General features: G+C 60.3%; 29 protein-coding genes. 21 read left to right on the top strand and 8 right to left on the bottom strand.

Annotated elements, in window-relative coordinates:
* Positions 1 to 2 precede the first annotated feature (2 nt).
* Complete coding sequence (gene motA / locus BLW11_RS17010; protein WP_048361652.1) at positions 3 to 878, top strand: flagellar motor stator protein MotA; 876 nt, start codon at positions 3 to 5, stop codon at positions 876 to 878.
* Positions 865 to 1,773 carry an OmpA family protein gene (locus BLW11_RS17005; protein ID WP_048361653.1) on the top strand — a complete coding sequence of 303 codons (909 nt, stop codon included), beginning with the start codon at positions 865 to 867 and terminating at the stop codon, positions 1,771 to 1,773. The genes motA and BLW11_RS17005 overlap by 14 nt, the downstream gene beginning before the upstream one ends.
* A 73-nt stretch (positions 1,774 to 1,846) precedes the next feature.
* On the opposite strand, the gene BLW11_RS17000 is transcribed toward BLW11_RS17005, so the two are convergent.
* The 3 genes from BLW11_RS17000 to flgA all read right to left on the bottom strand — a co-directional run bounded on the left by BLW11_RS17000 (position 1,847) and on the right by flgA (position 4,482).
* Entirely contained in the window at positions 1,847 to 2,629 is a 783-nt protein-coding gene (locus BLW11_RS17000; protein WP_048361654.1) for a winged helix-turn-helix domain-containing protein, read from the bottom strand.
* A 160-nt stretch (positions 2,630 to 2,789) separates the two neighbouring features.
* The gene (lafA, locus tag BLW11_RS16995) at positions 2,790 to 3,662 is read right to left on the bottom strand and encodes a lateral flagellin LafA (RefSeq protein ID WP_048361655.1); all 873 of its coding nucleotides are present in this window, start codon (positions 3,660 to 3,662) and stop codon (positions 2,790 to 2,792) included.
* Between the two features lie 109 nt (positions 3,663 to 3,771).
* Positions 3,772 to 4,482, bottom strand: coding sequence for a flagellar basal body P-ring formation chaperone FlgA (gene flgA / locus BLW11_RS16990; protein ID WP_241486171.1), 711 nt, complete (start codon positions 4,480 to 4,482; stop codon positions 3,772 to 3,774).
* Between the two features lie 200 nt (positions 4,483 to 4,682).
* Here flgA and flgB point away from each other — a divergent pair, with 200 nt between their 5' ends.
* The 12 genes from flgB to BLW11_RS16930 are packed head-to-tail and all read left to right on the top strand — an operon-like array spanning position 4,683 to position 15,226.
* Positions 4,683 to 5,039 carry a flagellar basal body rod protein FlgB gene (gene flgB, locus BLW11_RS16985; protein WP_048361828.1) on the top strand — a complete coding sequence of 119 codons (357 nt, stop codon included), beginning with the start codon at positions 4,683 to 4,685 and terminating at the stop codon, positions 5,037 to 5,039.
* A 5-nt stretch (positions 5,040 to 5,044) separates the two neighbouring features.
* On the top strand, positions 5,045 to 5,473 hold the full coding sequence (gene flgC / locus BLW11_RS16980; RefSeq protein WP_048361656.1) for a flagellar basal body rod protein FlgC: 429 nt from the start codon (positions 5,045 to 5,047) through the stop codon (positions 5,471 to 5,473).
* On the top strand, positions 5,473 to 6,198 hold the full coding sequence (locus BLW11_RS16975) for a flagellar hook capping FlgD N-terminal domain-containing protein (protein ID WP_048361657.1): 726 nt from the start codon (positions 5,473 to 5,475) through the stop codon (positions 6,196 to 6,198). Before flgC ends, BLW11_RS16975 begins: the two co-directional genes overlap by 1 nt.
* Entirely contained in the window at positions 6,195 to 7,382 is a 1,188-nt protein-coding gene (gene flgE / locus BLW11_RS16970) for a flagellar hook protein FlgE (RefSeq protein ID WP_048361658.1), read from the top strand. Before BLW11_RS16975 ends, flgE begins: the two co-directional genes overlap by 4 nt.
* A gap of 9 nt (positions 7,383 to 7,391) precedes the next feature.
* Entirely contained in the window at positions 7,392 to 8,120 is a 729-nt protein-coding gene (locus tag BLW11_RS16965) for a flagellar basal body rod protein FlgF (RefSeq protein ID WP_048361659.1), read from the top strand.
* A gap of 20 nt (positions 8,121 to 8,140) precedes the next feature.
* The gene (gene flgG / locus BLW11_RS16960; RefSeq protein ID WP_048361660.1) at positions 8,141 to 8,926 is read left to right on the top strand and encodes a flagellar basal-body rod protein FlgG; all 786 of its coding nucleotides are present in this window, start codon (positions 8,141 to 8,143) and stop codon (positions 8,924 to 8,926) included.
* A gap of 8 nt (positions 8,927 to 8,934) precedes the next feature.
* Positions 8,935 to 9,597: a flagellar basal body L-ring protein FlgH gene (gene flgH, locus BLW11_RS16955; protein WP_048361661.1), complete on the top strand. Its 663-nt coding sequence runs from the start codon at positions 8,935 to 8,937 to the stop codon at positions 9,595 to 9,597.
* A 14-nt stretch (positions 9,598 to 9,611) separates the two neighbouring features.
* Positions 9,612 to 10,715 (top strand): flagellar basal body P-ring protein FlgI, encoded by a 1,104-nt coding sequence (locus BLW11_RS16950; protein ID WP_048361662.1) that lies wholly within the window; start codon positions 9,612 to 9,614, stop codon positions 10,713 to 10,715.
* 12 nt (positions 10,716 to 10,727) lie between these two features.
* On the top strand, positions 10,728 to 11,855 hold the full coding sequence (locus BLW11_RS16945) for a lytic transglycosylase domain-containing protein (protein ID WP_048361663.1): 1,128 nt from the start codon (positions 10,728 to 10,730) through the stop codon (positions 11,853 to 11,855).
* On the top strand, positions 11,852 to 13,216 hold the full coding sequence (gene flgK, locus BLW11_RS16940) for a flagellar hook-associated protein FlgK (RefSeq protein WP_048361664.1): 1,365 nt from the start codon (positions 11,852 to 11,854) through the stop codon (positions 13,214 to 13,216). Before BLW11_RS16945 ends, flgK begins: the two co-directional genes overlap by 4 nt.
* Before the next feature lie 35 nt (positions 13,217 to 13,251).
* Positions 13,252 to 14,157, top strand: a complete 906-nt coding sequence (gene flgL, locus BLW11_RS16935; RefSeq protein ID WP_048361665.1) for a flagellar hook-associated protein FlgL — start codon at positions 13,252 to 13,254, stop codon at positions 14,155 to 14,157.
* Between the two features lie 22 nt (positions 14,158 to 14,179).
* A complete protein-coding gene (locus tag BLW11_RS16930; RefSeq protein WP_053069579.1) occupies positions 14,180 to 15,226 on the top strand; it encodes a hypothetical protein in 1,047 nt (348 codons plus the stop codon).
* A gap of 22 nt (positions 15,227 to 15,248) precedes the next feature.
* Here the strand turns inward: BLW11_RS16930 and BLW11_RS16925 are convergent, their stop codons facing one another.
* Positions 15,249 to 15,623: an ASCH domain-containing protein gene (locus tag BLW11_RS16925; RefSeq protein WP_048361666.1), complete on the bottom strand. Its 375-nt coding sequence runs from the start codon at positions 15,621 to 15,623 to the stop codon at positions 15,249 to 15,251.
* A gap of 123 nt (positions 15,624 to 15,746) precedes the next feature.
* On the opposite strand from BLW11_RS16925, the gene BLW11_RS16920 reads away from it, so the two are divergent.
* On the top strand, positions 15,747 to 16,463 hold the full coding sequence (locus tag BLW11_RS16920; RefSeq protein WP_048361667.1) for an AzlC family ABC transporter permease: 717 nt from the start codon (positions 15,747 to 15,749) through the stop codon (positions 16,461 to 16,463).
* The gene (locus BLW11_RS16915; RefSeq protein WP_048361668.1) at positions 16,453 to 16,761 is read left to right on the top strand and encodes an AzlD family protein; all 309 of its coding nucleotides are present in this window, start codon (positions 16,453 to 16,455) and stop codon (positions 16,759 to 16,761) included. The genes BLW11_RS16920 and BLW11_RS16915 overlap by 11 nt, the downstream gene beginning before the upstream one ends.
* Here the strand turns inward: BLW11_RS16915 and BLW11_RS16910 are convergent.
* Complete coding sequence (locus tag BLW11_RS16910; protein ID WP_048361669.1) at positions 16,748 to 17,569, bottom strand: helix-turn-helix domain-containing protein; 822 nt, start codon at positions 17,567 to 17,569, stop codon at positions 16,748 to 16,750. The two genes, BLW11_RS16915 and BLW11_RS16910, sit on opposite strands and share 14 nt — an antisense overlap.
* Positions 17,570 to 17,690: 121 nt before the next feature.
* Between BLW11_RS16910 and BLW11_RS16905 the strand changes: the two genes are divergently transcribed.
* From BLW11_RS16905 to umuC, 5 genes are all read left to right on the top strand, one after another.
* Positions 17,691 to 18,011, top strand: coding sequence for a hypothetical protein (locus BLW11_RS16905; protein ID WP_048361670.1), 321 nt, complete (start codon positions 17,691 to 17,693; stop codon positions 18,009 to 18,011).
* A gap of 127 nt (positions 18,012 to 18,138) precedes the next feature.
* Complete coding sequence (locus BLW11_RS16900; RefSeq protein WP_048361671.1) at positions 18,139 to 19,425, top strand: MFS transporter; 1,287 nt, start codon at positions 18,139 to 18,141, stop codon at positions 19,423 to 19,425.
* Between the two features lie 13 nt (positions 19,426 to 19,438).
* Positions 19,439 to 20,914, top strand: coding sequence for a glycoside hydrolase family 32 protein (locus tag BLW11_RS16895; protein WP_048361672.1), 1,476 nt, complete (start codon positions 19,439 to 19,441; stop codon positions 20,912 to 20,914).
* A gap of 143 nt (positions 20,915 to 21,057) precedes the next feature.
* Positions 21,058 to 21,486, top strand: coding sequence for a LexA family protein (locus BLW11_RS16890; RefSeq protein WP_048361673.1), 429 nt, complete (start codon positions 21,058 to 21,060; stop codon positions 21,484 to 21,486).
* The gene (gene umuC / locus BLW11_RS16885; protein WP_048361674.1) at positions 21,476 to 22,756 is read left to right on the top strand and encodes a translesion error-prone DNA polymerase V subunit UmuC; all 1,281 of its coding nucleotides are present in this window, start codon (positions 21,476 to 21,478) and stop codon (positions 22,754 to 22,756) included. Before BLW11_RS16890 ends, umuC begins: the two co-directional genes overlap by 11 nt.
* A gap of 20 nt (positions 22,757 to 22,776) precedes the next feature.
* On the opposite strand, the gene glcF is transcribed toward umuC, so the two are convergent.
* Genes glcF through glcD form a run of 3 tightly spaced genes read right to left on the bottom strand, consistent with a single transcriptional unit; the run spans position 22,777 to position 26,558 of the window.
* On the bottom strand, positions 22,777 to 23,994 hold the full coding sequence (glcF, locus tag BLW11_RS16880; protein WP_048361675.1) for a glycolate oxidase subunit GlcF: 1,218 nt from the start codon (positions 23,992 to 23,994) through the stop codon (positions 22,777 to 22,779).
* Positions 23,995 to 23,997: 3 nt separating this feature from the next.
* The gene (gene glcE, locus BLW11_RS16875) at positions 23,998 to 25,059 is read right to left on the bottom strand and encodes a glycolate oxidase subunit GlcE (protein WP_048361676.1); all 1,062 of its coding nucleotides are present in this window, start codon (positions 25,057 to 25,059) and stop codon (positions 23,998 to 24,000) included.
* A complete protein-coding gene (gene glcD / locus BLW11_RS16870) occupies positions 25,059 to 26,558 on the bottom strand; it encodes a glycolate oxidase subunit GlcD (protein WP_048361677.1) in 1,500 nt (499 codons plus the stop codon). The genes glcE and glcD overlap by 1 nt, the downstream gene beginning before the upstream one ends.
* Between the last annotated feature and the right edge of the window lie 41 nt (positions 26,559 to 26,599).

The raw sequence follows: 26,599 nt of genomic DNA, 5'->3' as shown, positions 1-26,599 counted from the left end.
ACGTGCAGAAAGTTTTAGGTGCATTAATCATCATTGGCTGTGTGCTGGGTGGTTTTGCCATCGCCGGTGGCACCTTGTCGGTACTGTGGCAGCCCTCCGAGCTGCTGATTGTGGTCGGGGCTGCGCTGGGCAGCCTGATCATCGGCAACCCCAAGGAAGTGCTGCTGGAAATGTGGCACCAGGCCAAGGGTATTTTCTCGTTTCGCCGACGCGGCGAAGAGTTCCAGCGCGAGCTGCTGATGCTGCTCTATGAATTGCTCGAAACCGTGGAAGTCGGTGGCCTCAAGGCGCTTGATGCTCACATCGAAGAGCCGGAGCAGAGCGACCTGTTCAGCAAGTACCCGCTGATTCTTCAGGAAAAAAACCTGATGGCGTTTATTGCCGACAACTTCCGGTTGATGGCCATGGGCAAGATCACTGCCCATGAGCTGGAAGGTTTCCTTGAACAGGAACTCGATGCGATGCATGAAGCGCTGTTGCTGCCGTCCCGTTCCCTGCACAAGGTCGGTGAAGCCATGCCGGGGTTCGGGATTCTGGCGGCCATTTTGGGAATCATCATCACCATGGACAGCATCGGCGGTTCGGTAGCCGAAATCGGTGCGCACGTGGCCGCTGCCCTGGTGGGGACTTTCCTCGGGATTTTTTTCTGCTATTGCCTGTTCGAGCCGATCAGCAACGCGATGGCCCAGCGCGTACGGACAGAGTTGTCGGCACTTGAATGTGTGCGCACCACCTTGGTGGCGCATCTGGCGGGCAAGCCGACGCTGCTGGCAGTGGATGCCGGCCGCAAACTGATTGAGCAGGACGTTAAACCGGCCTTCAAACATCTCGAAACCTGGGTGACCAACTACGAGGACAGCCGCAATGAGGAGGCGTAATGAAATAAGTGATCAGATTATTGTCAAACGCCGCAGCAAGCGTGGTCACCAAGAAGTGCATAGCGGGGCATGGAAGGTGGCATTTGCTGACTTTGCCCTGGCCATGATGGCGTTGTTTATGGTGCTGTGGATTATCCAGCCCCAGGCCGACGCTGAACGCAAGGCTATACGTGCTCAAAGCGCTCCGTCAGTGTTTGAGGGCGGCGCAGGGATCTTCGACGGTGAAAGCAGAATCCCGTTTGACTTTACCGCTGTGCAGGAGCCGATTCCTGTCGAAACCGTTGCCCGGCAGGCGCCCGTGGACAACGGCCAGTCCCTGGAGACTGAGCGTTTTGACACTGAAGCCGACTTGCAAGCCCTGGCCAAGCTGATGAGCCTGCTGGCAGAGCGCGCGGATGCGCTGGCTAACGTCGAGGTGCAAGTGGTGCCTCAAGGCCTGCGGATTCTGATCAAGGATGATGACAAGCGCTTTATGTTCGAGCGAGGCAGCGCCAGGATCAACCCGCACTTTCGCGCGTTGTTGGGCACCCTGGCCAAGGAATTGGCAAAGGTCGACAACAAGCTGATCATCAGTGGTCATACCGATGCCACGCCGTTCCGTGGCAAGCGCGACTATGACAACTGGAACCTGTCAGGCGAGCGTGCGTTGCAGGCGCGTGGCGTTTTGGTGGCGGCGGGCTTGCCGGCGACAGGTGTGTTGCAGGTATCCGCCCAGGCGGATGTCATGCCCCTGCGCCCTGAAGATCCGCACAGCGGTGTAAACCGCCGGATTGAACTGTTGCTGCTGACCGGTCAGGCCGAAGCCTTGTACCGACAGTTGTTCAGTGACAGTTATGCGCAGTATGGCTTGGGCAAGGTTGACTACATCAAGCCTGTTGCGCTCCCGGGAGAGTAAACAGGGGTTAAGCGAAAGACCCTTCGCGCGGCCGTCCGGCCGCGCATTCTTTACACTTCATACCCGCAACGAGTTATTGCACACAGCTGAGCAAACGTGTGTCGCTGACGCTCTGGATCTCATTGGCATGCAGGATAAGGGTATTGTTTGTGCCCGTATTGTGTGAGCAATGGACCTGGTAATAGCCGTTAGCGGAGCCAACGATCGCCAGTTCAACCGGCTCTTCACTCAGGTTGATCATCCGCTCGCTCAGGGCGCGCGTCTTGCTGATCAGTTCATTGACTTTGGGCTGTTGCTGCTCAACGTACACGACGCTGCTGTTACCTGTTTTTTGCAGGCTGGCGTAGAGCTCGGTTGACGGTGAGGCGAAAAAATAACCGGTAATGACTGCCAGTGTGGCGCTGACGGCCATTGCCTTGCGGCGCAGGCCCGAACGCACAGGTGCTGCCATCACCGGCACCTGTTCCAGTGCCGGGGTGGCAGGCTGTTGCAGGGGCTGCTCAGGTGTTTTTTCGATGATAAAGGCGGGGTTGAAACGATAGCCACGGCGTGGAACGGTCTGAATGATTTGCAGGTTTTTTTCGTCGCCCAGCATCTTGCGCAGGGTATACACCTGCTGGTTGAGACTGCCAGGGCCGACCACGCGGTCGGACCAGGCATAGGCCACGAGGGTCTCACGATCGATCACCTGGCCAGGTGCCTGAATCAGGCGCTCAAGCAGTCGACCTCCAGAGTAACCCAACTCTACCGTGTGCCTACTTTCATCCTTGAACAAGGTCAACGTATAAAGCACTGGGCAAAAGTATGCCTGTTGATCGCCGTGCCCAGTCTTCATGTTCGCAGAAAGAGTGTTCATTAAGAGGCTTCGCTAGGTCTGGAGCGCAAATGTTACTACCTGATATAAACCATGTTCTGTAGGGTAATTCCGAACTTGCATTTTAAGTTGTATCTTAGACGCGAGCAAAAACGCCCCCGAATCACTTCGGGGGCGTTTTTTTGTATCCGCAGTCTGGTTATTAGCCCAGCAGGGACATAACCATGCTTGGCATTTGACCGGTTTGTTTGAGCATCGAAATGCCCGACTGCATCAGCATGGAGTTCTTGCTCATCATCGCGCTTTCGCTGGCGAAGTCGGCATCCATGATGCGGCCGCGGGCCATTTCGGTGTTGTCTTTCATGTTGGCCAGGTTGTTGGAAGTGTGGTTCAGGCGGTTGATGTTGGCCCCGAACTCACCGCGCACTTCGCCGACTTTAGCCAGGGCAGTGGCCAGCAAGTCGATTTGGGCGTTGGCCCCGCCGCTGGTGCTGATCTCGGTACCTGTGCCGCTGGTGGTGTAGTTGCTGGACAGTGCGGCCAGCTGGGTACCCAGGGCAGTGGTCTTGGCGCTGATGTCCAGCGTCAGGGTCTCGGCAGTGGTGGCGCCGATCTGGAAATTCACTGCGCTGCCGAACTTACCGGCGGTGCCGGTTTTGCTGAACAGTTTTTCACCGGCGAAAGCGGTGTTGTCCATGATGTTGCCCAGCTCTTTGCCCAACTGGTCGTATTCGGCCTGCATTGCCTTACGGTCGTCGTCGCTGTTGGTTCCGTTGGCAGACTGGGTGGCGAGGTCTTTCATGCGCTGCATGATGTCGGTCATTTCACCGAAAGCGCCATCGGAGGTCTGCAGCAGCGAAGAGGCATCGTTGACGTTACGCAGTGCAACGGCCATGCCTTTGGACTGTGCGCTGAGGCGGGTGGCGATTTGCAGGCCGGCTGCGTCATCGGCCGCCGAGTTGATGCGCAGGCCGGTGCCCAGGCGCTGCTGGTTGGTGGCCAGGGCGTTGTTGGTTTTGTTCAGGTTGGTCTGAGTAACCAGCGAGGAGTAGTTGGTGTGGATGGTCAAGGCCATGATCGGTATTCCTGATTCTGATTGAGTGTGGAGTGCGGAGGATGTTGTCCTGCCCGCTGCCACTCAAAGGGCGACCCTTGAATCGACCCGCTTAAGCCACCGATGCAAATTATTTGTCCGAGCGCTGAAATGTACTGCTTACAGCCCCGGCAGCGGTGACCTTGGCTTCGATGACTTTGCCGCTGGCGGCGTTCCTCACCCGGATCACCATGCCTTTGCGCCCATCCTGCAGAGCCTCGCCTTCAGTGCTGGCGTGAATGTCGCCGTGGTTGGCGGTCACCGTGACGCGTTCCCCGCGGCGCACCAGCCAGGGCGATACCAGCATGTCCCGGGTCAACATCTGTTGGCTGCGGGTTCGACGCTTGGCGCTGAGACCGGCCACTTCTTCTATATGACTGAACAGCCCGCGGCTCTGTCGGCTCAGGGCGACTTCCTGGTACGCGAGCATGGCGGGAGAGATCAGTTGCCCGCGTTCCAGCACCTTTGCGGCCACAACGGCCCGGGTAAAGACCGTGGCCTGGGCGGTTACCTGCACGGACCACTGCGGCTGGTCAGGGCAGGCCAGCGTCAGGCGCAGGCGGCCATAGCCTGGCCAAGCGGGTTCTGTTCCCTGGACTTGCAGCGGTTGCGAGCACGGCCCGGCTGGCGAATGTTCGGGCAGGGCAAAGATCTTTTGTGTGAAACGCGCGCCTTGCCAGCCCTCGGTAACGGTTTTATCTGCCAGTTGCCCGGTGAAGTAGTCGCGCACCGTCTGGTCGATTTGCCGGTCAAGGGGCTCTTGCGCCATGGCGCCTGTGCAGGCCAGCGCCAGCAGCAGCACGCTGAACCGTCCGGATGGGGAAACAGCGCTTCCCCATCGTCGCGTCAGGCGCGAAAAAAGCGGAAGAGGTACGGCCGTTTCTAACACTTTTGATTTCATAAAATTACTTATAAATCAGGTGGTTATAGTTGTTTTTTGAAGTGGGCACGCTTTCTGCAATCAAGGGTCGTGAGCTCAACTTCGATCAATGGTGCAAGGCAATGAGTATAAGGATAGATGACGCACTCGGTGTGCATATGCGGGCCCTCGGGCTGCATATGAAGCGTACCGAAATTCTGGCGGCCAACCTGGCCAACGAAGATACCCCGGGGTACCAGGCCCGTGATCTGGACTTCGCCGCCGAAATGAGCCGCCGCGCTTCCGCGCCGCAGTTTGGCGAGAGCGCCCAGGCCCGCTTGCAGTACCGCATGCCCGCCCAGGCTGCCCAGGACGGTAACACCGTCGAGTTGAGCGTAGAGCAGGCGGCCTTCGCCAAAAGCACATCTGATTTCCAAACCAGCCTGACCTTTCTCAACATGAAATTTCGAGGCCTCAAGCAGGCCATCGAAGGACGCTGATCATTATGGCTTTTGATTCTATCTACAAGATTGCCGGCTCGGCGATGAACGCGCAGACCGTTCGCCTGAACACCGTGGCCAGCAATCTGGCCAACACGGATTCGGCTGCCGGCAGTGCCAAGGATGTGTATCAGGCGCGCAAACCGGTGTTTGCCGCCATGTATGAAAACAACCAGTTGACCCGGGGCGCCGGCATGGGCGGCGCCCATGTCCAGGTCATGGATGTCGTGGTTTCCGGTCGCGAAGCGAAAAAACGCTATGAGCCCGACCATCCACTCGCGGACCGCACCGGCTCGGTGTTTTATCCCGATATCAACGAGATCGAAGAGATGACCGACATGATGTCTGCCACTCGCAGTTTTGAAACCGGTGTTGAAGTCCTGAACCGCATCAAGAGCATGCAGCAGGGCTTGCTCAAACTGGGAGAGGCGTAATGAGCGCGGTCAATAACGATGGCAACAACCTGAACGGCGTTGGGCAAGGCGGGCCCAGATCCAATGGGGCTGACATGCAAAACACCTTCATTCAGTTGATGGTTGCGCAAATCAAGAACCAGGACCCTACCAAGCCGGTGGACAGCAGCGAATTCCTCAGCCAGTTCGCCACCATGTCTCAAGTTCAGAGCATGGAAAAAATGGCGCTTCTGACAGAAAACAACATGGTGCTGCTGGAAAATCTGCAGTACCTGAGTGCGTCCACGCTCGTGGGCCAGGTCGTCAAGGTCAGCGTCGATCAACTGGACCTCAAGGACAAACCGGTGCAGGGCGAGGTGAAGCTGGAGCACAGCGCCTCGGATCTGACCGTGATCCTGACCGATGCCAACGGGGTTAAAACCGAGATCCCCCTGCCACCGAGCGAGCCGGGCCGCGTTGCTTTTGAGATAGACCCTGTTGCCCTGGGCCTGCCACCGGGCAAATACGACATTGAAGTCAAATCTTCCAGCGGTGAAACCCTGGGGGTTGAAGTCAAGAGCAAGGTCAACAGCGTACGCCTTGGCAGCGATGGTCCGGTGCTTTCACTGGACGGGGTCGGGGAAGTGCCGTTCTACAAAATTACCGAGTTCAGTGAAGCCTCACTGCTTTCGGGTCTGGGCGGGCCCGCTGGCCTTAACCCGTTTCAACGTTCCCTCAGTCAATTTTCACAAGGCCTGCGCCCATGAGTTTCAATATTGCCCTGACCGGTCTGAACGCCGTGTCCAACCAACTCAACACCATCAGTAACAACATCGCCAACGCCGGCACCGTGGGCTTCAAGTCGTCACGTACCGAATTTGGCAGCTTGTATTCCGGGACCCAGGCCATGGGTGTCAGTGTGCTGGGCCAGACCCAGAGCATGAGCCAGGGCGGTTCGCACTTCGGTACGGGCAACAACCTTAACCTGGCGATTTCCGAAGGCGGTTTTTTCGTTACCCGCACCTCCAGCGGCGACATCAACTACACCCGCGCCGGTGCTTTTGGCAAAGACCGCGAAAACTACCTGGTCGATGCCAGCGGGCAATACCTGCAGGGTTATCCGGTTGATGCGGCGGGTAATCTGCAAGTGGGTACGGTGTCGGATCTGCGCCTGCAAAACGGCAACCTGCCGGCCAAGGCCACGGGCACGATTGATTTTGCCACCAACCTGGATGCCAGCAAGCCTGCGGTCACCGTCACGCCGTTTGATCCTGCCAACCTCAACACGTACACCGACACCCAGACCACACCGGTGTACGACTCCCAGGGCAAGCAGCACTCGCTGACCCAGTATTTCGTCAAGACCGGGGACAACACCTGGGCCGCCTATTACGCCGTCGACAACACCCAAGTGGCCGGCCCGGTCGCGATGACATTTGACACTCGCGGCCAGCTTGTAACACCGCTGGCGCCGGTCAACGTCGGGTTTCCTCTACCGGGTGTGGATGCGATGAGCATCAATGTCGACTACACCGGCAGCACCCAGAGCGCTTCGGCCTTCGTGGTCACCAGGAACAACCCCAACGGCTATGCCGCCGGGGAAAATACCGGGGTCACGATAGAGAAGGATGGCAAGGTCTTCGCCACCTACAGCAATGGCGAGCGCATGTTGCAAGGGCAGGTGGTACTGGCCGGGTTTGCCAACCTCAACGGGCTTAAAAATGAAAACGCCACCCACTGGAGCGCCACGGGCGAGTCGGGCAACCCGCTGATCGGAACCCCGGGCAGCGGTTTGTTCGGCGACCTGACAGCTGGCGCGCTGGAAAACTCAAACGTCGACATGACCCAGCAACTGGTGGGCCTGATGGAAGGCCAGCGTAACTACCAGGCCAACAGCAAGGTGCTGTCGACCAACAAAGAGCTGACCCAAGTGCTCTTCAACTCCATCTGAGGCTGACCCATGGATCGTTTGGCATACACGGCAATGAACGCCGCCAGCCGCACAATGAGTTCCCTGGCCGTGCGCTCCAACAACCTGGCCAACGTCAACACGCCGGGCTTTCGCAGCGATCTTGAGCAGGCTGTCAGTGTGAAGGTTGAGGGTTACGGCTACGACAGCCGGCACCTGGCGCTGTCTCAAGGCAATGGCGTCAACCTTGCGCCCGGAGCGTTGATGGCGACCGGTCGCGACATGGACTTTGCGATCAAGGGCCCCGGCCTGATCGCAGTGCAAGGCGCCGACGGCGAAGCCTATACCCGCCACGGCAGCCTGCAGGTGGATGCCGACATGCAGTTGACGATCAATGGTCGCGCGGTACTGGGCGGGGGCGGGCCGATTGTGCTGCCCGAATTCGACTCAATCCGTATTGCCGCCGATGGGCGTATCTCCGTGCTGCCCCGTGGCGAGGTGGCGATGGTTGAAGTCGATCAAATCAAGCGGGTGGACGTGCCTGCCGGGCAATTGAGCAAGGACAACCGCGGGTTGCTGGTCACCCGTGATGGCGCCCCTGCTGCTGCGGATGAAAACGTGCAACTGGCCGCAGGTTTTCTGGAGGCCAGCAATGTCACGGCCATCGACGAGCTGGTGGGGACCATGAGCCTGAGCCGGTTGTTCGAGACCCAGGTCAAGATGATGAAAGCAGCCGAGGAGTTGTCCACGGCCGGTAACAGCATGATTCGCGGCAATTGATGCCCGACAGGAATTAACACATGAGCTCTGCACTCTGGATCAGCAAGACCGGCCTCGCTGCGCAAGACAAAGCGATGGCTACCGTGGCCAACAACCTGGCCAACGTCAACACCGTCGGCTTCAAAAGTGACCGCGTGGTGTTTGAAGACTTGTTCTACACCACCGAAGTACCGCCGGGTGCCCAGGCGGATGAAGTCAACACCGTGCCTTCGGGCATTCAGCTGGGCAGCGGCGTGCGGGTAGTGGGCACGCAAAAGGTCTTCACCGAAGGCAATATCCAGACCACTGGCCAGCCGATGGACCTGGCGATAAGTGGTCCGGGTTTCTTCCAGATCGAAGCCCCGAATGGTGAGACTTACTACACCGAGAGCGGGCAGTTGCAGCTCAATGCCGAAGGCATGCTGGTCAACACCCAGGGCCTGCCTTTGACGCCGGCGATCCAGCTGCCGGTGGGCCATAAAAATTTCATGGTGGGCACCGACGGCATTGTCACGGCGGTCCTGCCGGGCGGTACCGAGCCGGTGCAGCTGGGGCAAATCACCCTGGTCAACTTTGCCAACCCGGCAGGCTTGCAGGCCCTGGGCGGCAACCTGTATCAGGAAACCGTGGCCAGCGGCATGCCGGTGGAAGGCATCGCAGGCGAGGATGGCCTGGGCGTGATCAAGCAGGGCCAGTTGGAAGGTTCCAACGTCGAAGTGGTTGAAGCCATGGTCTCGATGATGGCCATCCAGCGTGCCTATGAAGCCAACGCCAAGGTACTGGACGCCTCGTCCGGTATGTTGCAGTTCCTCAATCAAACGGTCTGAGCAGGTCAATGCGTAATTTCATCCTGCTGTCTCTGGCGCTGGTGCTTACGGGTTGCCAGAGCTTTTCTGAAATGTTGCCTGACGAAGACTCCAGCGCTTTTGAACCGCTGCCTCTGGACTACAGCGTGCCGCCCACCACCAGCGGCGGCTTGTACCGCCAAGGTTACGGCGGCTCGCTCTACCAGGACAAACGCGCGGTGCGGGTGGGCGACATCCTGACCATCGTCCTCGATGAGTCGACCCAGTCGAGCAAAAGTGCGGGCACCAGCTTCGGCAAGAAGTCCGGAGTTGGCATCGACGCACCGACCATTTTGGGCAAGGCCGTTCCCCAGCTGGAAACCAAAATAGGCGCCGGTCGCGATTTTTCCGGCTCGGCCAACAGCTCGCAGCAAAACACCCTGCGCGGTTCGATTGCGGTGACCGTGCACAAGGTTCTGCCTAACGGCACCTTGTTTGTGAAGGGCGAAAAGGCACTGCGGCTGAATCAGGGTGACGAATTTATCCGCCTGGCAGGGCTGGTGCGCATGGATGACATCAACCGCTACAACCAGGTGTCTTCCCAGAGCGTGGCCAATGCCCGTATTTCCTATGCGGGGCGTGGTGTGCTCAATGACAGCAACTCTGCAGGCTGGCTGACGCGGTTTTTCGCCAGCCCCCTGTTTCCGATGTGAGTGGACAGTTTTTTATGCGAAGCGTTTTTAAATTCGGGCTGATGGTCTGGGCCTTGCTGCTGACCCTGCCTGCACAGGCCGCGCCGTTGATGGATCTGGTGGACATTGAAGGGATTCGTGCCAATCAGGTGGTTGGTTATGGCCTGGTGGTAGGGCTCGACGGCAGCGGTGACAAGAACCAGGTCAAGTTCACCAGCCAATCGGTGGCCAACCTGATCAAGCAGTTCGGGATCAACCTGCCGCCCAATGTCGACCCCAAGCTGAAAAATGTGGCCGCCGTGATGGTCACGGCCACTATCCCGCCGTCTTACAGTGCCGGGCAGACCGTGGACGTCACGGTGTCTTCCCTGGGAGACGCCAAAAGCCTGCGTGGCGGGCAATTGCTGATGACACCCCTGATGGGCGTGGATGGCGAGGTCTATGCCCTGGCCCAGGGTGCCCTGGTGGTGGGCGGTGTCACGGCCTCGGGGCGCAGCGGTTCCAGCATTGCAATCAACAGCTCGAACACCGGGCTGATTGCCAACGGCGGGACCGTCGAGCGCATGATCCCCAGCGATTTCAATGAGCGCAGCGATGTGATGCTCAACCTGCGCAAACCCAGCTTTCAAACCGCCAGCCGGGTTGCCGAGGCTGTCAATGCACGCTTTGGCTCCGGCAGCGCCACGGCTCTGAGCGGGACCAAGGTTTCGGTGACGGCGCCGATCTCCGGCAACCAGCGCATCAGCTACATGGCGATCCTTGAGACCCTGGATGTGCAGGAAGGCAGAACCCGGCCCAAAGTGGTGTTCAACAGCCGCACCGGGACAGTGGTGGTGGGGCAGGGCGTACGGGTAAAAGCGGCGGCAGTGGCTCACGGGACCCTGACCGTGACCATCAGCGAAACCCCGCAAGTCAGCCAGCCGGGTGCCTTTTCGGGCGGGCAGACAGCCGTTGTACCGCGCTCGGACATCGGCGTCAGCCAGCAGCGAAACCCCATGTTTGCCTGGCCGGACGGGGCTGAGCTGGACAGCATCATCAAGACGGTCAACAGCCTTGGCGCGACGCCCGATGACGTGATGAGCATTTTGCAGGCGCTGGAACAGGCAGGCGCGTTGAACGCCGAATTGATCGTGATTTAAGGCCGCATACCCATGAGCATTACCCCTATTTCGCACTCTCGTAAATCGGCTCAGGAGCTGTCTTCTGACCCGGCCGTTGCGCGCCAGGCGCGCCTGGAAAACGCTGCAGAACAGTTCGAAGCGATGTTCTTGCAGCAGATCCTCAAGCAAATGCGCAAGGCGGGTGACGTGCTGTCAGAAGGCAGCCCGCTGCGCAGTCGCCAGACCGACACCCTGCGTGAGTTTCACGATGAAGCGCTGGCCGAGACCCTGGCCAGCCACCGCAAGACAGGCATCGCCGACATGCTGGTCAAACAGCTGTCCCAGGGCGATGCGCCCAAAGCGCCTGCCTCTGCGCCAGCCCAGAACGGGCTGTGTGGCGGCCCGTCGGCTCCCCAGCCCTTCATGCCTGCGGGCAAGCAACTGGCGAGCGTGCGGGCTGTGCATCATGACTTGCCGCCCGCCGGGCCGAAGCCGCAGACGGTCGACAGTTTGCTGGCACCGATCGTCAACACCTGGCAGCGGGGTATCGACAGCCTCGGCAAAGGCGCGGCAGGGTTAATGGCACTGGTGGAAAAGGTCATCGTGCACGAATCGGGCGGGCGGGTTGCCGCGGTTTCCCCAAAGGGTGCCCGTGGCCTGATGCAGTTGATGCCCGGCACGGCACGGGAGATGGCCCAGGAGCTGAACCTGCAGTACAGCGAGCAACGCCTGACCCGTGATGGCGAGTACAACAAACAACTGGGCTCGGCATACCTGGACAAGCTGTTGAAGCGCTATGACGGCGCCACGGCGCTGGCGGTCGCGGCCTATAACGCCGGCCCCGCCCGTGTGGACCAGTGGCTCAAGAGCAACGGTGATCCGCGTCAGGGAACCATCAGCGTCAGCCAGTGGGTCGAGCGCATCCCGTTCAAGGAAACCCGCAACTACACACGCTCCATTCTGGCGGACCTTGGTCAGTCCCGCGTGCCCCTCAAGGTGCAGTCTGCGGCGCCGCACAACGTGGGCCTGCAGCCTGATGGCCCGGCGTTTAAGCCCCGGCCCGATCTGGTCGCCTCAAGAGGGCAAGACCCCACTTCCACCGTCAGCCGTGCAGCCGAACCGCGTTCACCGGCCTTTGCCCCGAACATGCGGGCTGCACGCAAGGAGATTGAATCATGAGCATGATGAGTCAGATTGGCTATTCCGGCGTATCCGCCGCGCAAATCGCGCTCAACGGTGCTGCCCAGAACGTCGCAAACATGTACACCCCGGGCTACAGCCGCCTGACCACGGTCATGGGATCGGTTGGCGGGCAAGGCCAGCAGGCGGGTGGCGGTGTCAGCGTGATTGGCGTAAAGCGCATGAGCGATGAGTTCAAGACCCAGCAATTGTGGCGCGCCACCACCGACATGAACTACTACCAGGCAGGCCAGGATTACCTGAGTTCACTCGAAGGCGTGATGTCGGGCGAGGGCTCCAACCTGAGTACCGGGCTCAATAACTTTTATGCGGCGCTGAGCGCGGCCAGTAGCAGCCCGGGCGATATCCCGATGCGCCAGCAGATCCTGTCTGAGATGAAAAACCTCACGCAGCGTTTCAACGGGCTCAATTCCAACATTGATAACCAGCTCAAGGCACTGCATGAGCAACGTTCGGCCATGAGCACGGAAATCAATGGCCTGACCAACAACCTGGCCCTGATCAACCAGAAAATCATCCAGGCCGAATCCACCGGCAACAACACGGCGGCCTTGCGTGACCACCGCGAACAGTTGGTGGGTGAGTTGAGCAAATACGCTGACATCCGTGTCACTGAGGGTCGTGACGGAGGCCTTAACGTGTCCCTGGCCAACGGTCAGCCTCTGGTGTCGGGTAAAACCGCCGGTCAACTGTCGATGAGCCTCAATGCCGCAGGCCAGCAGGAAGTGGCGCTCAGCTTTGCCGGTACCAGCTTCCCGTTGCGCCAGGACAACATGGGCGGCGCGTTCGGCGGGCTCTACGAGGTTGAACACAACAACCTGTTACCGGCCCGTGAAAACCTCAAGGAAATGGCCGGAGCGCTGGTGACCATGGTCAATGGCACCCTGGCCACCGGCTTCGATCTGGCCGGGAATCCGGGCCAGGCGTTATTGACCTTCAACCCCAACAGCAGCACCGGCCTGTTGCAAATGAACGATTTGAAACCCGAACAGCTGGCGTTGTCCGGCGTGGCTGGCGAAAGCGGCAACAATGAAGTGCTGCTGGCCCTGATCGACCTGAAAAACAAGCCTGTGACGGTGGGCGGCAGCTCTGTGACCTTGAGTGAAGCCTACAGCGGCATGCTGGGGGATGTGGCCAGTGCCAGCCGGCAGAACCAGGCTGACCTCAAGTCCGCCGGCACCGTGGCCGAGCAGGCGCAGAGCCAGCGCGACAGTGTCAGTGCGGTCAACGACACCGAAGAAGCCCAGTCGGTGATGGACTACAACAAGGCGTTGCAGGCCAACATGAAGGTCATTCAGACGGCCAACGCGATTTTCGACACCATTCTTGCTGCTGTCTGAAGCATCAGCGCCCCGATTTAAGGACAGGTAAGACCATGCGAATTTCCAACGCGCAAACCAGTGCCCTGATGCACGCCAACATGAACCGCAATGCGCAAGCCATTGGCAAGTTGCAAGCGCAGATCGGCAGTGGCCTGCGGATTCAAGTGCCATCGGACGATCCGATTGCCAGTGCCCGCCTGATGCGCATCGAGCGCGAGCAGGCCAGCCTGGGGCAGTACAACCTCAACATCGGCAAGGTTTCGGATGGCCTGGGTGCACAGGAAACCTATTTGAAATCCGGCTCGGACACCCTGCTCAGTATCCGGGACCTGCTGCTATGGGCCAGTAACGACAGCAACAGTGGCGAGGACCTCTCGGCCATCGCCAGCGAAATGTCGAGCCTGGAGCAGAGCCTCATGAGCAACTTCAACGCCAGGGATGAATCGGGCAACTATCTGTTTTCCGGCACGCTCAACAATACACCGGCCGTGACCTTCGACCCGGTGACCGGGACCTACAGCGTCACCGGCAACGATCAGCATCGCCAGGCGGTAGTCGGCAATGGCGTGTTGATGGATGACAACGTTACGGCCAAGGAGATCCTGGGGGCCGATGCCGACTTGCTGAATGATCTGCACACCCTGGTCAAAAGCTTGAAAACCGCACCCAATGACCCGGCTACCCGCGACCTGCTCAAAAGCACGCTGGAGCAACTGGACCTGACACACGGCCGGGTGATGGGGGCCATTACCGATCTGGGCGGGCGGCAAAACACCCTGACGCTGCTGGGTAATGGCAACGCCGATGTATCGCTGGTCAACCAGAAAATCCAGGGCGATCTGTCGCAGCTGGACCTGGGCGGGGCGTTCTTGCAAGTCAGCGGCTATGAGCTGGCGATGCAAGCCAGCCAGAAGGTCTACACCCGGGTGGCGGCCGTCTCCCTGTTTGACCTGATGTAAACCAGATTCCGGATAGCTATTGATGAAAGTTGTTAACGAACGCTCTGCCATTGCCTCCTATGACCTGGGCATGCGCACCCAGGCTCAATTGCGCGATACCGTTCCCCGACAGCGGGTGCGCACCCCCACGTTGCAGCAGGTTCAGCCGCCGGCCCGGCAACCGGGCAAAATGGCCGGTTTGAGCTTGCAGCTGAACCAGCAGTCCTCGTCGATCCAGTCGGCGCACCAGTATCTGACCCGGGTGACCGAGCAGTTGAGCAGCTTCAAGCGTGATCTGGGGCGCAGCCTCAATGGTGCAAGCAAGGGCACTCTGGACAGCGAGACCCTTGGCCGTTCAGTCAAGCACCTCAACGACCTGCTGGAAAACCGTAGCCGCTTGTCGGCAGCCAGTGTCGATGCCCAACTGGGCCTGAACCTGGATCAGCCCTTGCGCAGCCGGTTCAGCATCCAGGGCCTTGAGTCGATGAGCAACGTTCAGGCGTCCGGCAACGAAACCCTGTTGTTCAGCGCTGGCCGGCATATGGCGGGGCCGATAGCCGTGGTGCTGGACGATGACATGAGCAACAGCCAGATCCTGCGCCGTTTCAACACCAGCCTGGCCCAGGCTGGGTTGCATGCCGAGGTCACCGACGGGGCGCAATTGCGCTTCTCGGCTGCCGAGTCGCAGTGGGGCAAGCTCAGGGGCCAGATGTCGATTCAGGGTGAAGGCAAACTCTTCGACAAGGGCGGTTTTACGCCGGTGCAAAGCAAGGAAGAGAACCTGCTGGGCGCGCCGCTGATTGCCCCGCAGAACGTGAGCCGCCCCGAGCTGCGCAAGCTGCTGGACACGGTGGACAAGGGGCTGGTGCGGGTCAATGGCGTCATTGAGCAGCTCAACCAGCGTCAGGGCCACGTCAAGGAACAGATCAACCGCCACGAGAGCAAGGATGAAAAGCGCTGGGCCCATGACTTTGCCGGGCGTGTGTTTGAGCAGGGCAAAGGGCAGGGCACTGACTACATGCGGGTGGCGCAACTGGTGCAAAGCCAGTCCAGCGTTTCCCGGCACCGGGTTGTGGGGTTGATGGGCTGAGTGTCCAGACCCTAGGCGCGGGTTATTGAGCCGGCTGCGGGTCAGCTTCGTAAATGCCCCGTGCCGCGCGCATGCGCACCGGCGGCGTGAGGGGCCTGACGTCCTGCAGCTCCCATGCAAGCCAGCCCTCTTCGAAATAGTTGCCACAGGCAGCGGGCATGTCGGCGAGCACAAACGGGCGTACCGCTTTGACACGCACGATTGCCACGGCCATCCCCTCGGCATCTTCTTCACCGTCCAGATGAAGAAACCGCCGGTTTTCAACAATCAGCAAGTCCTCAAAAGGCTCCAGCTCTGGGTGCCAGCGCCGTACTTCAAGGGTTTTCTCGCCGCAGGCTATGCGGCTCCCTCCCGGGTGCACGATGGATAAGGCTTTGATGGCAAGTTCCTCAATCAACAGTCTGGGAAAACCACAACAGTGGCGGCAACTTGTAACACTTACCTGCTTTTCTGGATTAAATTCAACCTCCAAAAATACTGACAATAAAACAGCAGGTCGTGGCACAGAGGAGGGGATGCTTTGTTGAGTCGTGATAAGAGCCCGATCGAACTGGATTGGAGCGAAGTATGGGGGGGCTTCAAGCAACTGTTGCCCATTTCCCTGTTTGTGGTGGTGTTCGGGGTGGCCTTCGGTCTTGCTGCCGCCCAGACCGGGCTGGACGACGGGGCGAGCCTGCTGATGAGCACCCTGGTTTTTGCCGGTGCGTCGCAGTTTGCGGCGCTGGACCTGTGGGGCGCGCAGGTCCCCGTTGTTCCGTTGATCGTGACGGTTTTCGCGATCAATGCCCGGCATCTTTTGATGGGAGCGACTCTGTATCCCTGGTTGCGCGAGCTTCCCCGGGCCAAGCGCTACGGGGTGATGATGGTCATCTCGGACGCCAACTGGGCAATGTCGATGCAGGCATTCAACAGCGGCAAATCGGGTGTAGGCCTGATATTGGGCGGTGGCATTGCCTTGTGGGCCGCATGGGTGCTGGGCAGTTGGCTGGGCGTGTATTTTGGCAGCGAGATCCAGGACCCGGTGAGCCTGGGGCTGGACATGGTGATGGGCTGCTTCCTGCTGGCCATGGTGGTCGGGGGGCAAAAGAATCTGCGCATGCTGATCATCTGGAGCGTGGCAGCCGTGTCGTCACTGCTGGCGTACCGGTACTTGCCTGAAAACAGCCATGTGGTTGTCGGGGCGTTGGCCGGCGGCCTGCTGGGTGCGGTATGGATGGAGAAGAAGCATGAGCATTGATAGCGCAGGTTACGGCACCTTTATCATCATCCTGATCATGGCCGTGGTTACCCTGATCACGCGCCTGGGGGGTGTTTTCGTGATGTCCTTTGTGCCCATCAACTATCGGGTACAGCAATTTATCAGCGCGATGTCGGGTTCAGTGCTGGTGGCCCTTCTGGCGCCCCTGGCGCTTAACGGCGATAACGGCGCGCGGCTCGCCTTGCTGACCACGGCCGTCGTGATGCTGTTACTCAAGAAGCCCTTGCCCGCGATTGCCGCAGGCGTGGTTGCGGCAGCGGTGTTCAGGCATCTGTGAGGGGGCGGGATGACTGCTCGTAGGCCGTCGTCATGATCTGCCAGGTGTTCGCGTCGGCAGGGATCAAATGCTCGATACGTAACGAGGCCATCGTGATGTCGAGCGGCATGCCGAACGTGGTGAAGGTCGACATGAAATTCAGCTCGCCCTGGGGGGTTCGAATCCGGGTCAACACCAGCGGGGGCAGTTCACCGGCCACTGCGGGCGGGGAGTCCGGAGCTGTGAGGGTTTGCACCAGGCTTGCCAGCACAGGGTTGTCCAGCGCTTCTCGCGTTGCCCTCTGCCAGGCAAGGCTGCGTATCTCCTCCGGGTTGATCAAGTGGTCGCCCAGCCCCCCGGGTTGCAGCAGCGTAACCAGCAGGTTCAGCCCTTGTGCCGAGTCTGCGGGCAACCCGACCAGATCGAACAGCACACGGGTGCTGGCGTTGGCCGCCAGAACTTCCCAGTGGCTGCCCAGCACAATCGCCGGGGCGGGGTTGTTGGCGTGAAGTACATGAGTGATGGCGTCACGCACGGCGTCCATCGCCGGTGAAGAGAGCGGGGTGGCCTCGTAGCGCGGAGCATAGCCGCACGCGAGGAACACGCTGTTGCACTGCTCGAGTGGCACTTCAAGCGCCATCAACAGGTTGTGCAGCGTGCCGGGGCCTGGCCTGGCGCGGCCCGTCTCGATACAGCTCAGATGGCGTTGGGAAATGCCCGTGATCAAGGCCAGATCCAGCTGGCTCAACCTGGCCTGACGGCGTAGCAGGCGCAGTTGCGAGCCGCCTGTGCTCGGGGGCGTCGTGTGGGGGAAAGGTCGGCTGTTCATGGGTTAACTCTGGCAGTACCGGGGGGCTGAGTCCATGACCTGTGAGGTCATTGCTGAAGGGGCAAAAGTATCACTAACGTGTCCGTACTTATCACCCGCTTCAGCCTTATTGGAAGACGACATGAACCGACCTTATATCGCCCTCGCGGCATTGCTGGGTTTCTCCTTGTATACGGCAGGCACGATGTTGCAGGCCGACCAGTCGCTTGTTGCGTTCGGTCTTGGGCTGATGTCGAGCCCGGACACGGCTCAGGTCGTCATTGATCTTTATCTGCTCGCGGCCATGGCCTGCGTGTGGATGTATCGGGATGCCCGCGCCAAAGGCCGCTCGCTTGTTTCCCTGGTGCCTTATTTTCTGCTGACGGCGGTTTTCGTCGCCATAGGCCCGCTGTTGTATATCGTGATCGACGGGTTCAGCCGCAAACCGCAAGTTGCTGCCTGATACCACGTCTACACAGGCTGCTTCCCGCAGCCACGTCCACTGGAAATCCTTGACAGCGCCGCGTTTGCCCCGCGTAATGAAGCTGCGATGTTAACGTTAACTTAAATAAAAATAAGAGGGGCATCACATGCAACAGACGGTCAAGCGCGAGTATTGGCTTATCAGTGGTTTGCTGTTTTTTTTCTTTTTTGCATGGTCATCCAGCTATTCGCTTTTCTCTATCTGGCTCCATCGAGTCATAGGTCTCTCCGGTGCCGAAACCGGGTATGTGTTCGCCGCCAACGCGGTGGCGGCACTGTTGATTCAACCGTTTTATGGCGCGCTTCAGGACCGGCTCGGGCTGTCCAGGAAACTGCTGGTGTGGATCGGTCTGTTGCTCTGCGCCGCCGCCCCGTTTTCGATCTACGTGTATGGCAATTTATTGGCCCAGAACGTGGTGCTGGGCGCCGTGGTCGGCGCGGCTTTCCTGGCGCTCGCGATGCTTGCGGGTGTGGGCGTGATCGAGAGCTATACCGAGCGTGTGTCACGTCACATGGGGTTCGAGTTTGGCACTACCCGAATGTGGGGGTCTTTAGGCTGGGCTGCGGCGACCTGTGTGGCGGGGGTGGTTTTCAACATTGACCCTGACATCGCCTTCTACATGAGCAGTGCGGCTGGGGTCATGTTCCTGCTGATTCTGTCCCAACTGGACCTGAACCGGCTCAACCCGCCGGGCCTGCAAAAAAGCGGGGCCGCTCCGGTACGCATGGCAGACCTTTGGCAGCTGCTTAAAATGCCGCATTTCTGGGCGTTCAGTGTGTACCTGACCGGGGTTTGCGGGATCTACATGATCTACGAGCAACAATTCCCGGTCTATTTTGCGTCCTTCTTCGCCACGCCACAGGAGGGCACCAGTGCCTACGGGTACTTGAACTCATCCCAGGTGCTGATTGAAGCCGCCTTGCTGTTGTTGGCGCCCTGGCTGGTCAGCCGTACCGGAGCCAAGTACGGATTGATCCTGGCCGGCGCCATTATGTTTGTGCGCATCCTGGGCTCCGGGCTGGCAACGGACGTCTGGACGGTCGCGGCCTGCAAGATGCTGCATGCCATTGAGGTGCCGATCCTGCTGGTCTCGGTGTTCAAATACATTTCGCTGAACTTTGACGTGCGCCTGTCTGCTTCGATCTATCTGGTGGGCTTCCATTTTGCGCAGCAACTGACCGCCATGCTGCTGTCGCCGGTGGTGGGTTACGGTTATGACCAGTTTGGCTTTGCCAACGTTTACATCCTGATGGCCGGGCTTGTGGGGGCTTGTCTGTTGCTGTCCTGGAACCTGCTGCGCCCGGACCCGGTGCGCGCCGTAGAAAAAACGGCTCTCCCGGATGCACTGGCATTGCCCGCCATCGCTCAATCAGTTACCCGTTATGAACCCTGATAAGGACCAAACCATGCACGCTGCACTGTTGGATGAAGCGCACCGCGCCATTGAAAACAAACTGCCTGAACGAGGCCATGACTATCGCCTTGGCTATCACCTGTCGCCGCCGGCCGGGTGGATGAATGACCCGAACGGGCTGGTTTTTTTTCGCGGTGAATACCACATGTTTTACCAGCATCACCCGTATTCGGCTCAGTGGGGACCGATGCACTGGGGGCATGCCAAAAGCCGGGATCTGGTGCATTGGGAGCATCTGCCCATTGCCCTGGCGCCGAGTGAACCTTACGACCGGGACGGCTGTTTTTCCGGATCTGCCGTGGTCGCGGACGATACCCTGTACTTGATCTACACCGGGCACCAGTGGCTGGGTGAAACGCGCAATGACGATCAGATTCGTCAGGTGCAATGCCTGGCCAGCAGCGCGGACGGCATCACCTTCACCAAGCACGGCGTGGTGCTCCAGACGCCGGGTGACCCCTCGATCATGCATTGGCGTGACCCGAAGGTCTGGATGCGCGACGGGCAATGGTGGATGGCATTGGGCGCACGGCAAGGTGATGACCCGCAGTTGCTGCTCTATCGCTCCGCTGACCTGCACCACTGGGAGTACCTGAGCTGTGCGCTGCAAGGGCGGCGCGAGCAGGATGGCTATATGTGGGAATGCCCGGATATTTTCGAGCTGGACGGCTGCGACGTTTTTCTTTATTCCCCCCAAGGCCTCAAGCCCACTGGCTACGATAACTGGAACCTGTACCAGAACAGCTATCGAACAGGCCGGCTGGACGACAGCGGGCACTTCAACCCCAGCGGTGAACTGCACGAGCTCGATCATGGCCACGATTTTTATGCAGCGCAGACACTGCTGGCACCCGATGGCCGCCGCCTGCTCTGGGCCTGGATGGACATGTGGGAAAGCCCTATGCCCAGCCAGGCGCAGCACTGGTGTGGCGCGCTGTCGCTGCCGCGTGAATTGAGCCGTGACGGCGACCGGCTGCGCATGCAACCCGCCCGCGAGCTGGTGGCACTCAGGCAGTCACAGACCCTGTTGCAGGTTGATGAGGTCGCATCCGCCAGTCACGTACTCGATGTTCAGGGGGCGCTGCTGGAATTTGAGCTTGAACTGGACCTGGAAGGCAGCAGCGCCGAGCGCTTCGGGTTGGCGCTGCGCTGTAGTGAAGACGGGCAGGAGCGCACTTTGCTGTATTTCGATGCGACGGCCCGCCGCCTGGTGCTCGACCGCCAGTATTCGGGAGCCGGCGTGAGCGGTGTGCGCAGTGTACCGATTGCCCCGGGGCAAACGCGGATCGCGCTGCGGGTGTTTCTTGATCGCTCGTCCATCGAAGTGTTTGTCGACGAGGGTGCCTATACCCTGAGCAGCCGGATCTATCCTCGGCCCGACAGCCTGTTGGCCAGTGCCTTCGCCGTCAATGGCACCGGGTGTTTCGGGGCCATGTCGGTGTGGCGTCTGGCCGATCTTCAGATATAAGACAGGCCATCCGCGAGCAGGCCCCTACAGGCAGGGCTCTCGCGGATGACCGTCCTCTCGTCGAAATCCCTGACAGATAAATTGACCGGAATGTTCCTACGTTGTTAACTGTATATTCATACAGTTAGAATAAGGCGCGCGTCATGAGTTTCACTCCCCTGGGGCCTATTGCTGAAGATGGCATTCGCCTGCCTCTGTGCTCCTTCAAGGTTCCTGCCGGGTTTCCGTCACCGGCGGCGGATCATATCGACAAGGAGATTTCCCTCGACGAGCTGCTCAGTATCCGCGCGCCCCACGTGTATCTGGTACGGATCGATGGCGACAGCATGCAGGGCGCCGGGATTTTTTCAGGGGATCTGGCGGTGGTGGATCGTGCAATCGAACCCGGGCACGGCGATGTGGTGGTGGCGCTGCTCAACAATGACCCCGTCTGCAAGCGCCTTTGTTTGCGCGCCAAGAGCGTGATCCTGCAGTCCGAAAACCTGAAATACCCGGACCGTTATGTGCTGGAAGGTGATGAGCTTTCGATCTGGGGCGTGATCACCTATACCGTGCGCAGCCATGGCCACTAAGCCTGCCCCGGTTTATGGCCTGATTGACTGCAACAGCTTCTATGCCAGTTGCGAGCGGGTATTTCGCCCGGATCTGGCCAAGGTGCCCATCGTGGTGCTGAGCAATAACGACGGCTGCGTGATCGCCCGCAGTTATGACGCCAAGCCCCATGTGAAGATGGGCGAGCCGTATTTTCAGATCAGGCACCGGCTCGAGCAATTGGGGATTGTGGCGTTCTCGTCCAACTATGCGCTGTATGGCGACCTGAGCGAGCGCGTCATGAGCCTGATTGAGTCAATGGTGCCGGCAGTCGAGGTGTACAGCATTGACGAGGCCTTTGCCGACTTGACCGGTATCGTGGATGCTACCGCGACGGGGCGGCAGTTGCGCAGCCGGATTCTGCAATGCTCGGGTATTCCGGTCGGGGTCGGGATTGCTCATACCAAGACCCTGGCCAAGTTGGCCAACCATACCGCCAAACGGCTTCAGACTCATACGGGCGGGGTTGTGAACCTCTGTGGCGACCATGAACGTGACTGGGTGCTGCGCAATACTGCGGTGTCGGAGGTCTGGGGTATCGGGCGGCGCATGACCGTTCACCTTGAAAGTATGGGCATCCGCACTGCCATGGACCTGGCCAGGGCCGACCCCTGGATGCTGCGCAAAAAATTCAGTGTGGTCATCGAAAAGACCGCCCGTGAATTGGCCGGTACCTCGTGCCTGGCCCTGGACGAGCCCGACCCGCCCAAGCAGGAAATCTGTTGCAGCCGCATGTTCGGCAAGCGCCTGACCGAGTTGGCGCCCATCCAGGAGGCCGTGGCCACCTACATGATGCGTGCCTCGGAAAAGCTGCGGGCGCAAAAATCCTTCTGCAAGAAAATCCGGGTCAGCATTCGCACAGGCATGTTCAACCCGGACGAAGCGAAATACGCCAGAGGGGTGGTAGTGACCTTGCCGTACCCCACCGATGACGTGCGGTTACTGACCAAGGCTGCGGTCGATGCGTTGGGGCATGTTTTTCAGCCGGGGTTCAAATACAGCAAGGCCGAGGTGTTGCTGCTGGATCTGCGCCAGCCGGGTGAGTTCTCGGACGACCTGTTTGCGGTCAGTCAACCGGCAGACGCTTCAAAGGTGATGGCGGTACTGGATGCGATCAACGGGCGTTGGGGCAGGGGCACGCTGCGAGCGGCCAGCGTGCCGCGAAACCCCGACTGGGGGATGCGGCGGGAGATGATGAGCCAGAGCTATACGACGAAGGTGGACCAGCTCTGGCGTGTTTCGTGCCAGTAGCCGGCCTTCGCTGATTCGGCTCAGGGCAGTGCGGCTTCAACCAGTTCGATCCAGTGCCGTACCGGGGTTCTGCCTGCACTGTCGAGGTGGGACTGGCAGCCGATATTGGCCGTGGCAATCACGTCGGGGTGGCCGCTTTCCAGGGCCTGGAGTTTGTTGTCGCGCAGTTGCCGGGACAGTTCGGGCTGGGTCAGCGAATAAGTGCCCGCCGAGCCGCAGCACAGATGGCTGTCGGGCACGAGGGTCAGGTTGAAACCCAGGCTGGCGAGAATGGCTTCAACCGCCCCGGCGAGCTTTTGTGCGTGCTGCAAGGTGCAGGGGCAGTGGAACGCCAGGCGCTGATTGCTGCGCACGCGGAGTTTTTCCAGCGGCTCGTCGCGCAGCACTTCAACCAGGTCCCTGGCCAGCGCACTGACGGTTGCGGCTTTGCGGGCATAAGCCGGGTCGCTGGCCAGCAGGTGGCCGTAGTCCTTGATAAAGGCCCCGCAACCGCTGGCGGTCTGCACGATGGCCTCGGCGCCTTGTTCAATGGCCGGCCACCAGGCATCGATATTGCGGCGGGCACGGTCCAGGCCGCCCGCCTGAGCGTCCAGATGATAGTCCACGGCCCCGCAGCAACCGGCTTCGGGGGCGGCCGTCACGCTGATCCCCAGCCGGTCCAGGACTCTGGCAGCGGCCGCGTTGGTGTTGGGGGACAGCCCGGGCTGCACGCAGCCTTCGAGCATCAGTACCCGGCGCGTATGGCGGGTGGCGGGGCGTGGTTTTGCCGCCGGCACCTGGCGAGGCACCTTGATTTGCAGGGGGGCGGGCAGCCACGCACGCAGAACCTGCCCGCTGCCGAGCAGCTTTTTGAACAGCCCCGCATTGGGCACAACGCTGCGCAAGCCTTCGCGCAGCAAGCGCTGGCCGAGGGGCCTTGGTACTTGTGCATCGACCACGGCGCGGCCGATATCCAGCAAGTTGTGATAGTCGACGCCGGAGGGGCAGGTGGTTTCGCAATTGCGGCACGACAGGCAGCGGTCCAGATGCTGCTGGGTTTTCTGGGTCGCCTCGTTGCCTTCGAGCACCTGCTTGATCAGGTAGATACGGCCCCTGGGACCATCCAGCTCGTCACCGAGCAGTTGGTAGGTCGGGCAGGTGGCGTTACAGAAGCCGCAATGCACGCAACTGCGCAGGATGCTTTCGGCCTCCAGGGCGCGGGGAAGTTGGCGTGCGTGTTCGCTCAAGGTGGTCTGCATGGCTCAAAGCTCCGCGTACAGGCGCCCGGGGTTGAAGATGCCCTGTGGATCGAGTTGTTGTTTGAGGTTGCGGTGGTAGCGCATCAGGGTCTCCGGCAGCGGGTGGAACGGGCTGTCGACGAGGCCATGGCTGTAGCAGGTCATATGCCCGCCGACTTCGGCTACCACATTGCGAAGAAACGTCGCATCGGCGTCCGACTTGAGCCAGCGCTGGGCGCCGCCCCAGTCGATCAGTTGCCGTCCGGGCAGGGCCAGTTCGGGGGTGTTGTTGGGCAAGGACAGGCGCCAGAGGGGCTGGTCTTCATCGAAAAACGGCAGTCGGTGCTCGTTGAGGTCGGCCCAGAAGGACGGGGCCAGAAGCTCACCGCCCAGCCGCTCATGGGCCGCCGCCACCGAGCCTTCACCGCCTTCAAACCGCAGGTGCAGGCGCTGGCCATCGTGACACGCGGCGCTGATCGGCAGCGGTTGCTGGCCCCATTGCGCAAGGCGCAGCAGGGCATGACCGGCGTCCAGCTCCAGGCTGATGCTCAGGCATTGGCGCGGCTTGGGCAGGACCTTGAGGGACACTTCAGTCAGTACCCCGAGCAGGCCGTAACTGCCAGCCATCAGGCGTGACAAATCATAGCCGGCGACGTTTTTCATGACCTCGCCTCCAAACCGTAAATGCTTGCCGTGCCCCGTGATCACCCGTGTGCCGAGCACAAAGTCCCTGACCGAACCCGACCATGGCCGACGCGGCCCTGACAGCCCGCAGGCAATCATGCCGCCCACGGTGGCGGCGCCGAAGGAGGGCGGTTCGCAGGGCAGCATTTGTTGTGCCTCATCCAGCACCAGCGCCAATTCCGACAGCGGCGTGCCACAGCGGGCGGTGATTACCAGTTCGGTCGGGTCATAGCTGACGATGCCCCGGTGGGAGCGGGTATCAAGCACTTCACCCGCCACGTTGTGGCCAAGGAATATTTTGCTGTTGGCGCCCTGGATGCGCAGAGGAGTGGCGTACTGCAACGCCAGGTTGACCTGCTCCAGCAGCCTGCTGCTGTCATCGATATCTTGCGGACCGGGCATCAGAAACGCTCCAGATCAGGGAAGGGCAGCTGACCCATATGGACATGCATGGCGCCAAACTCGGCGCAGCGATGCAGGGTCGGAATGTTCTTGCCGGGGTTGAGCAAACCACCGGGATCGAAAGCGGCCTTGACCGCGTGGAACAGGGTCAGCTCATCGCTGTTGAACTGAGCGCACATCTGATTGATTTTTTCACGCCCCACACCGTGTTCGCCGGTAATGCTGCCGCCGACCTTCACGCACAATTCGAGAATCTTGCCGCCCAGGGCCTCGGCGCGATCGAGTTCCCCCGGCTGGTTGGCATCGAACAGAATCAGCGGGTGCATATTGCCGTCACCGGCGTGGAACACGTTGGCGACCCGCAGGTTGTATTCGGCCGACAGCGCGGCGATGGCTTGCAGCACGCCCGGCAGTTCACGGCGCGGTATGGTGCCGTCCATGCAGTAGTAATCCGGCGAGAGGCGGCCCACCGCCGGGAAGGCGTTCTTGCGCCCGGCCCAGAAGCGTACCCGTTCTGCTTCGTCCCTGGCCTGGCGCACTTCGGTGGCGCCGGCCTGTTCCAGTACCTGACGCACACGGTTGCAGTCATCGAAGACATCGGCTTCCACGCCATCGAGCTCGCACAGCAAAATGGCCTGGGCATCGACGGGGTAGCCGGCGTGGATAAAGTCTTCGGCGGCGCGGATGGCCAGGTTGTCCATCATCTCCAGGCCGCCGGGGATGATGCCGGCGGCAATGATGTCAGCCACGGCCCGCCCGGCTTTCTCGACAGAATCGAACGCAGCCAGCAGCACTTTGGCGGTCTGGGGTTTGGGCAGCAGTTTGACCGTCACCTCGGTAATGACCCCCAGCATGCCTTCGGAGCCTGTGAACAGCGCCAACAGGTCGAAACCCGGGGCGTCGAGGGCGTCCGAGCCGAGGGTCAAAGGCTCGCCTTCCACGGTCAATATTTCGACCTTGAGCAGGTTGTGCACGGTCAAACCGTACTTCAGGCAATGCACGCCACCGGCGTTTTCCGCGACGTTGCCGCCAATCGAACAGGCGATTTGCGAGGAAGGGTCCGGCGCGTAGTACAGACCGAACGGCGCCGCCGCCTGGGAAATCGCCAGGTTGCGCACCCCCGGCTGGACCCGTGCGGTGCGGGCATAAGGGTCGATGTGCAGGATAGTGTTGAAGCGCGCCATCACCAGCAGCACGCCTTTTTCCAGCGGCAGTGCACCACCGGACAAACCGGTGCCAGCCCCTCGGGCGACGACAGGAACATGCAGTTCATGGCAGATTCGCAAGATGCCTTGCACCTCGCCAAGGTGGCGCGGCAACACCACCAGCAGCGGCGTGGTGCGGTAGGCAGACAGACCGTCGCATTCGTACGGTTTGAGTTCCTCGCGCTGATGCAGGACCTCAAGGTCCGGCAAACGCGTGTACAAGGTGTGCAGCAACACGGCTTTATCGACGTCAGGCAGGGCGCCATCGACGCGTTCATCGTAAAGAATGTTCATGGCGGCTCACGACACTCGATTGTTTTTATTAGAGGTGTGTA

The sequence above is a fragment of the Pseudomonas deceptionensis genome, from assembly GCF_900106095.1.
Taxonomy (GTDB): domain Bacteria; phylum Pseudomonadota; class Gammaproteobacteria; order Pseudomonadales; family Pseudomonadaceae; genus Aquipseudomonas; species Aquipseudomonas deceptionensis.
This window is presented reverse-complemented; position numbering and strand designations above follow the sequence as displayed.

Excerpts from the sequence above, each read along its gene's own strand:
- flgL (WP_048361665.1), top strand. The coding sequence starts at position 13,252 with ATGCGAATTTCCAACGCGCAAACCAGTGCCCTGATGCACGCCAACATG.
- BLW11_RS16975 (WP_048361657.1), top strand. The coding sequence starts at position 5,473 with ATGAGCGCGGTCAATAACGATGGCAACAACCTGAACGGCGTTGGGCAA.
- BLW11_RS17000 (WP_048361654.1), bottom strand. The coding sequence starts at position 2,629 with ATGAACACTCTTTCTGCGAACATGAAGACTGGGCACGGCGATCAACAG.
- BLW11_RS16965 (WP_048361659.1), top strand. The coding sequence starts at position 7,392 with ATGGATCGTTTGGCATACACGGCAATGAACGCCGCCAGCCGCACAATG.
- BLW11_RS16890 (WP_048361673.1), top strand. The coding sequence starts at position 21,058 with ATGAGTTTCACTCCCCTGGGGCCTATTGCTGAAGATGGCATTCGCCTG.
- umuC (WP_048361674.1), top strand. The coding sequence starts at position 21,476 with ATGGCCACTAAGCCTGCCCCGGTTTATGGCCTGATTGACTGCAACAGC.
- glcE (WP_048361676.1), bottom strand. The coding sequence starts at position 25,059 with ATGCCCGGTCCGCAAGATATCGATGACAGCAGCAGGCTGCTGGAGCAG.
- BLW11_RS16905 (WP_048361670.1), top strand. The coding sequence starts at position 17,691 with ATGAACCGACCTTATATCGCCCTCGCGGCATTGCTGGGTTTCTCCTTG.
- BLW11_RS16950 (WP_048361662.1), top strand. The coding sequence starts at position 9,612 with ATGCGAAGCGTTTTTAAATTCGGGCTGATGGTCTGGGCCTTGCTGCTG.
- BLW11_RS16900 (WP_048361671.1), top strand. The coding sequence starts at position 18,139 with ATGCAACAGACGGTCAAGCGCGAGTATTGGCTTATCAGTGGTTTGCTG.
- BLW11_RS16915 (WP_048361668.1), top strand. The coding sequence starts at position 16,453 with ATGAGCATTGATAGCGCAGGTTACGGCACCTTTATCATCATCCTGATC.
- BLW11_RS16930 (WP_053069579.1), top strand. The coding sequence starts at position 14,180 with ATGAAAGTTGTTAACGAACGCTCTGCCATTGCCTCCTATGACCTGGGC.
- lafA (WP_048361655.1), bottom strand. The coding sequence starts at position 3,662 with ATGGCCTTGACCATCCACACCAACTACTCCTCGCTGGTTACTCAGACC.
- BLW11_RS16945 (WP_048361663.1), top strand. The coding sequence starts at position 10,728 with ATGAGCATTACCCCTATTTCGCACTCTCGTAAATCGGCTCAGGAGCTG.
- BLW11_RS16895 (WP_048361672.1), top strand. The coding sequence starts at position 19,439 with ATGCACGCTGCACTGTTGGATGAAGCGCACCGCGCCATTGAAAACAAA.
- flgK (WP_048361664.1), top strand. The coding sequence starts at position 11,852 with ATGAGCATGATGAGTCAGATTGGCTATTCCGGCGTATCCGCCGCGCAA.
- BLW11_RS16910 (WP_048361669.1), bottom strand. The coding sequence starts at position 17,569 with ATGAACAGCCGACCTTTCCCCCACACGACGCCCCCGAGCACAGGCGGC.
- flgG (WP_048361660.1), top strand. The coding sequence starts at position 8,141 with ATGAGCTCTGCACTCTGGATCAGCAAGACCGGCCTCGCTGCGCAAGAC.
- BLW11_RS17005 (WP_048361653.1), top strand. The coding sequence starts at position 865 with ATGAGGAGGCGTAATGAAATAAGTGATCAGATTATTGTCAAACGCCGC.
- glcF (WP_048361675.1), bottom strand. The coding sequence starts at position 23,994 with ATGCAGACCACCTTGAGCGAACACGCACGCCAACTTCCCCGCGCCCTG.
- flgC (WP_048361656.1), top strand. The coding sequence starts at position 5,045 with ATGGCTTTTGATTCTATCTACAAGATTGCCGGCTCGGCGATGAACGCG.
- flgH (WP_048361661.1), top strand. The coding sequence starts at position 8,935 with ATGCGTAATTTCATCCTGCTGTCTCTGGCGCTGGTGCTTACGGGTTGC.
- flgB (WP_048361828.1), top strand. The coding sequence starts at position 4,683 with ATGAGTATAAGGATAGATGACGCACTCGGTGTGCATATGCGGGCCCTC.
- flgE (WP_048361658.1), top strand. The coding sequence starts at position 6,195 with ATGAGTTTCAATATTGCCCTGACCGGTCTGAACGCCGTGTCCAACCAA.
- glcD (WP_048361677.1), bottom strand. The coding sequence starts at position 26,558 with ATGAACATTCTTTACGATGAACGCGTCGATGGCGCCCTGCCTGACGTC.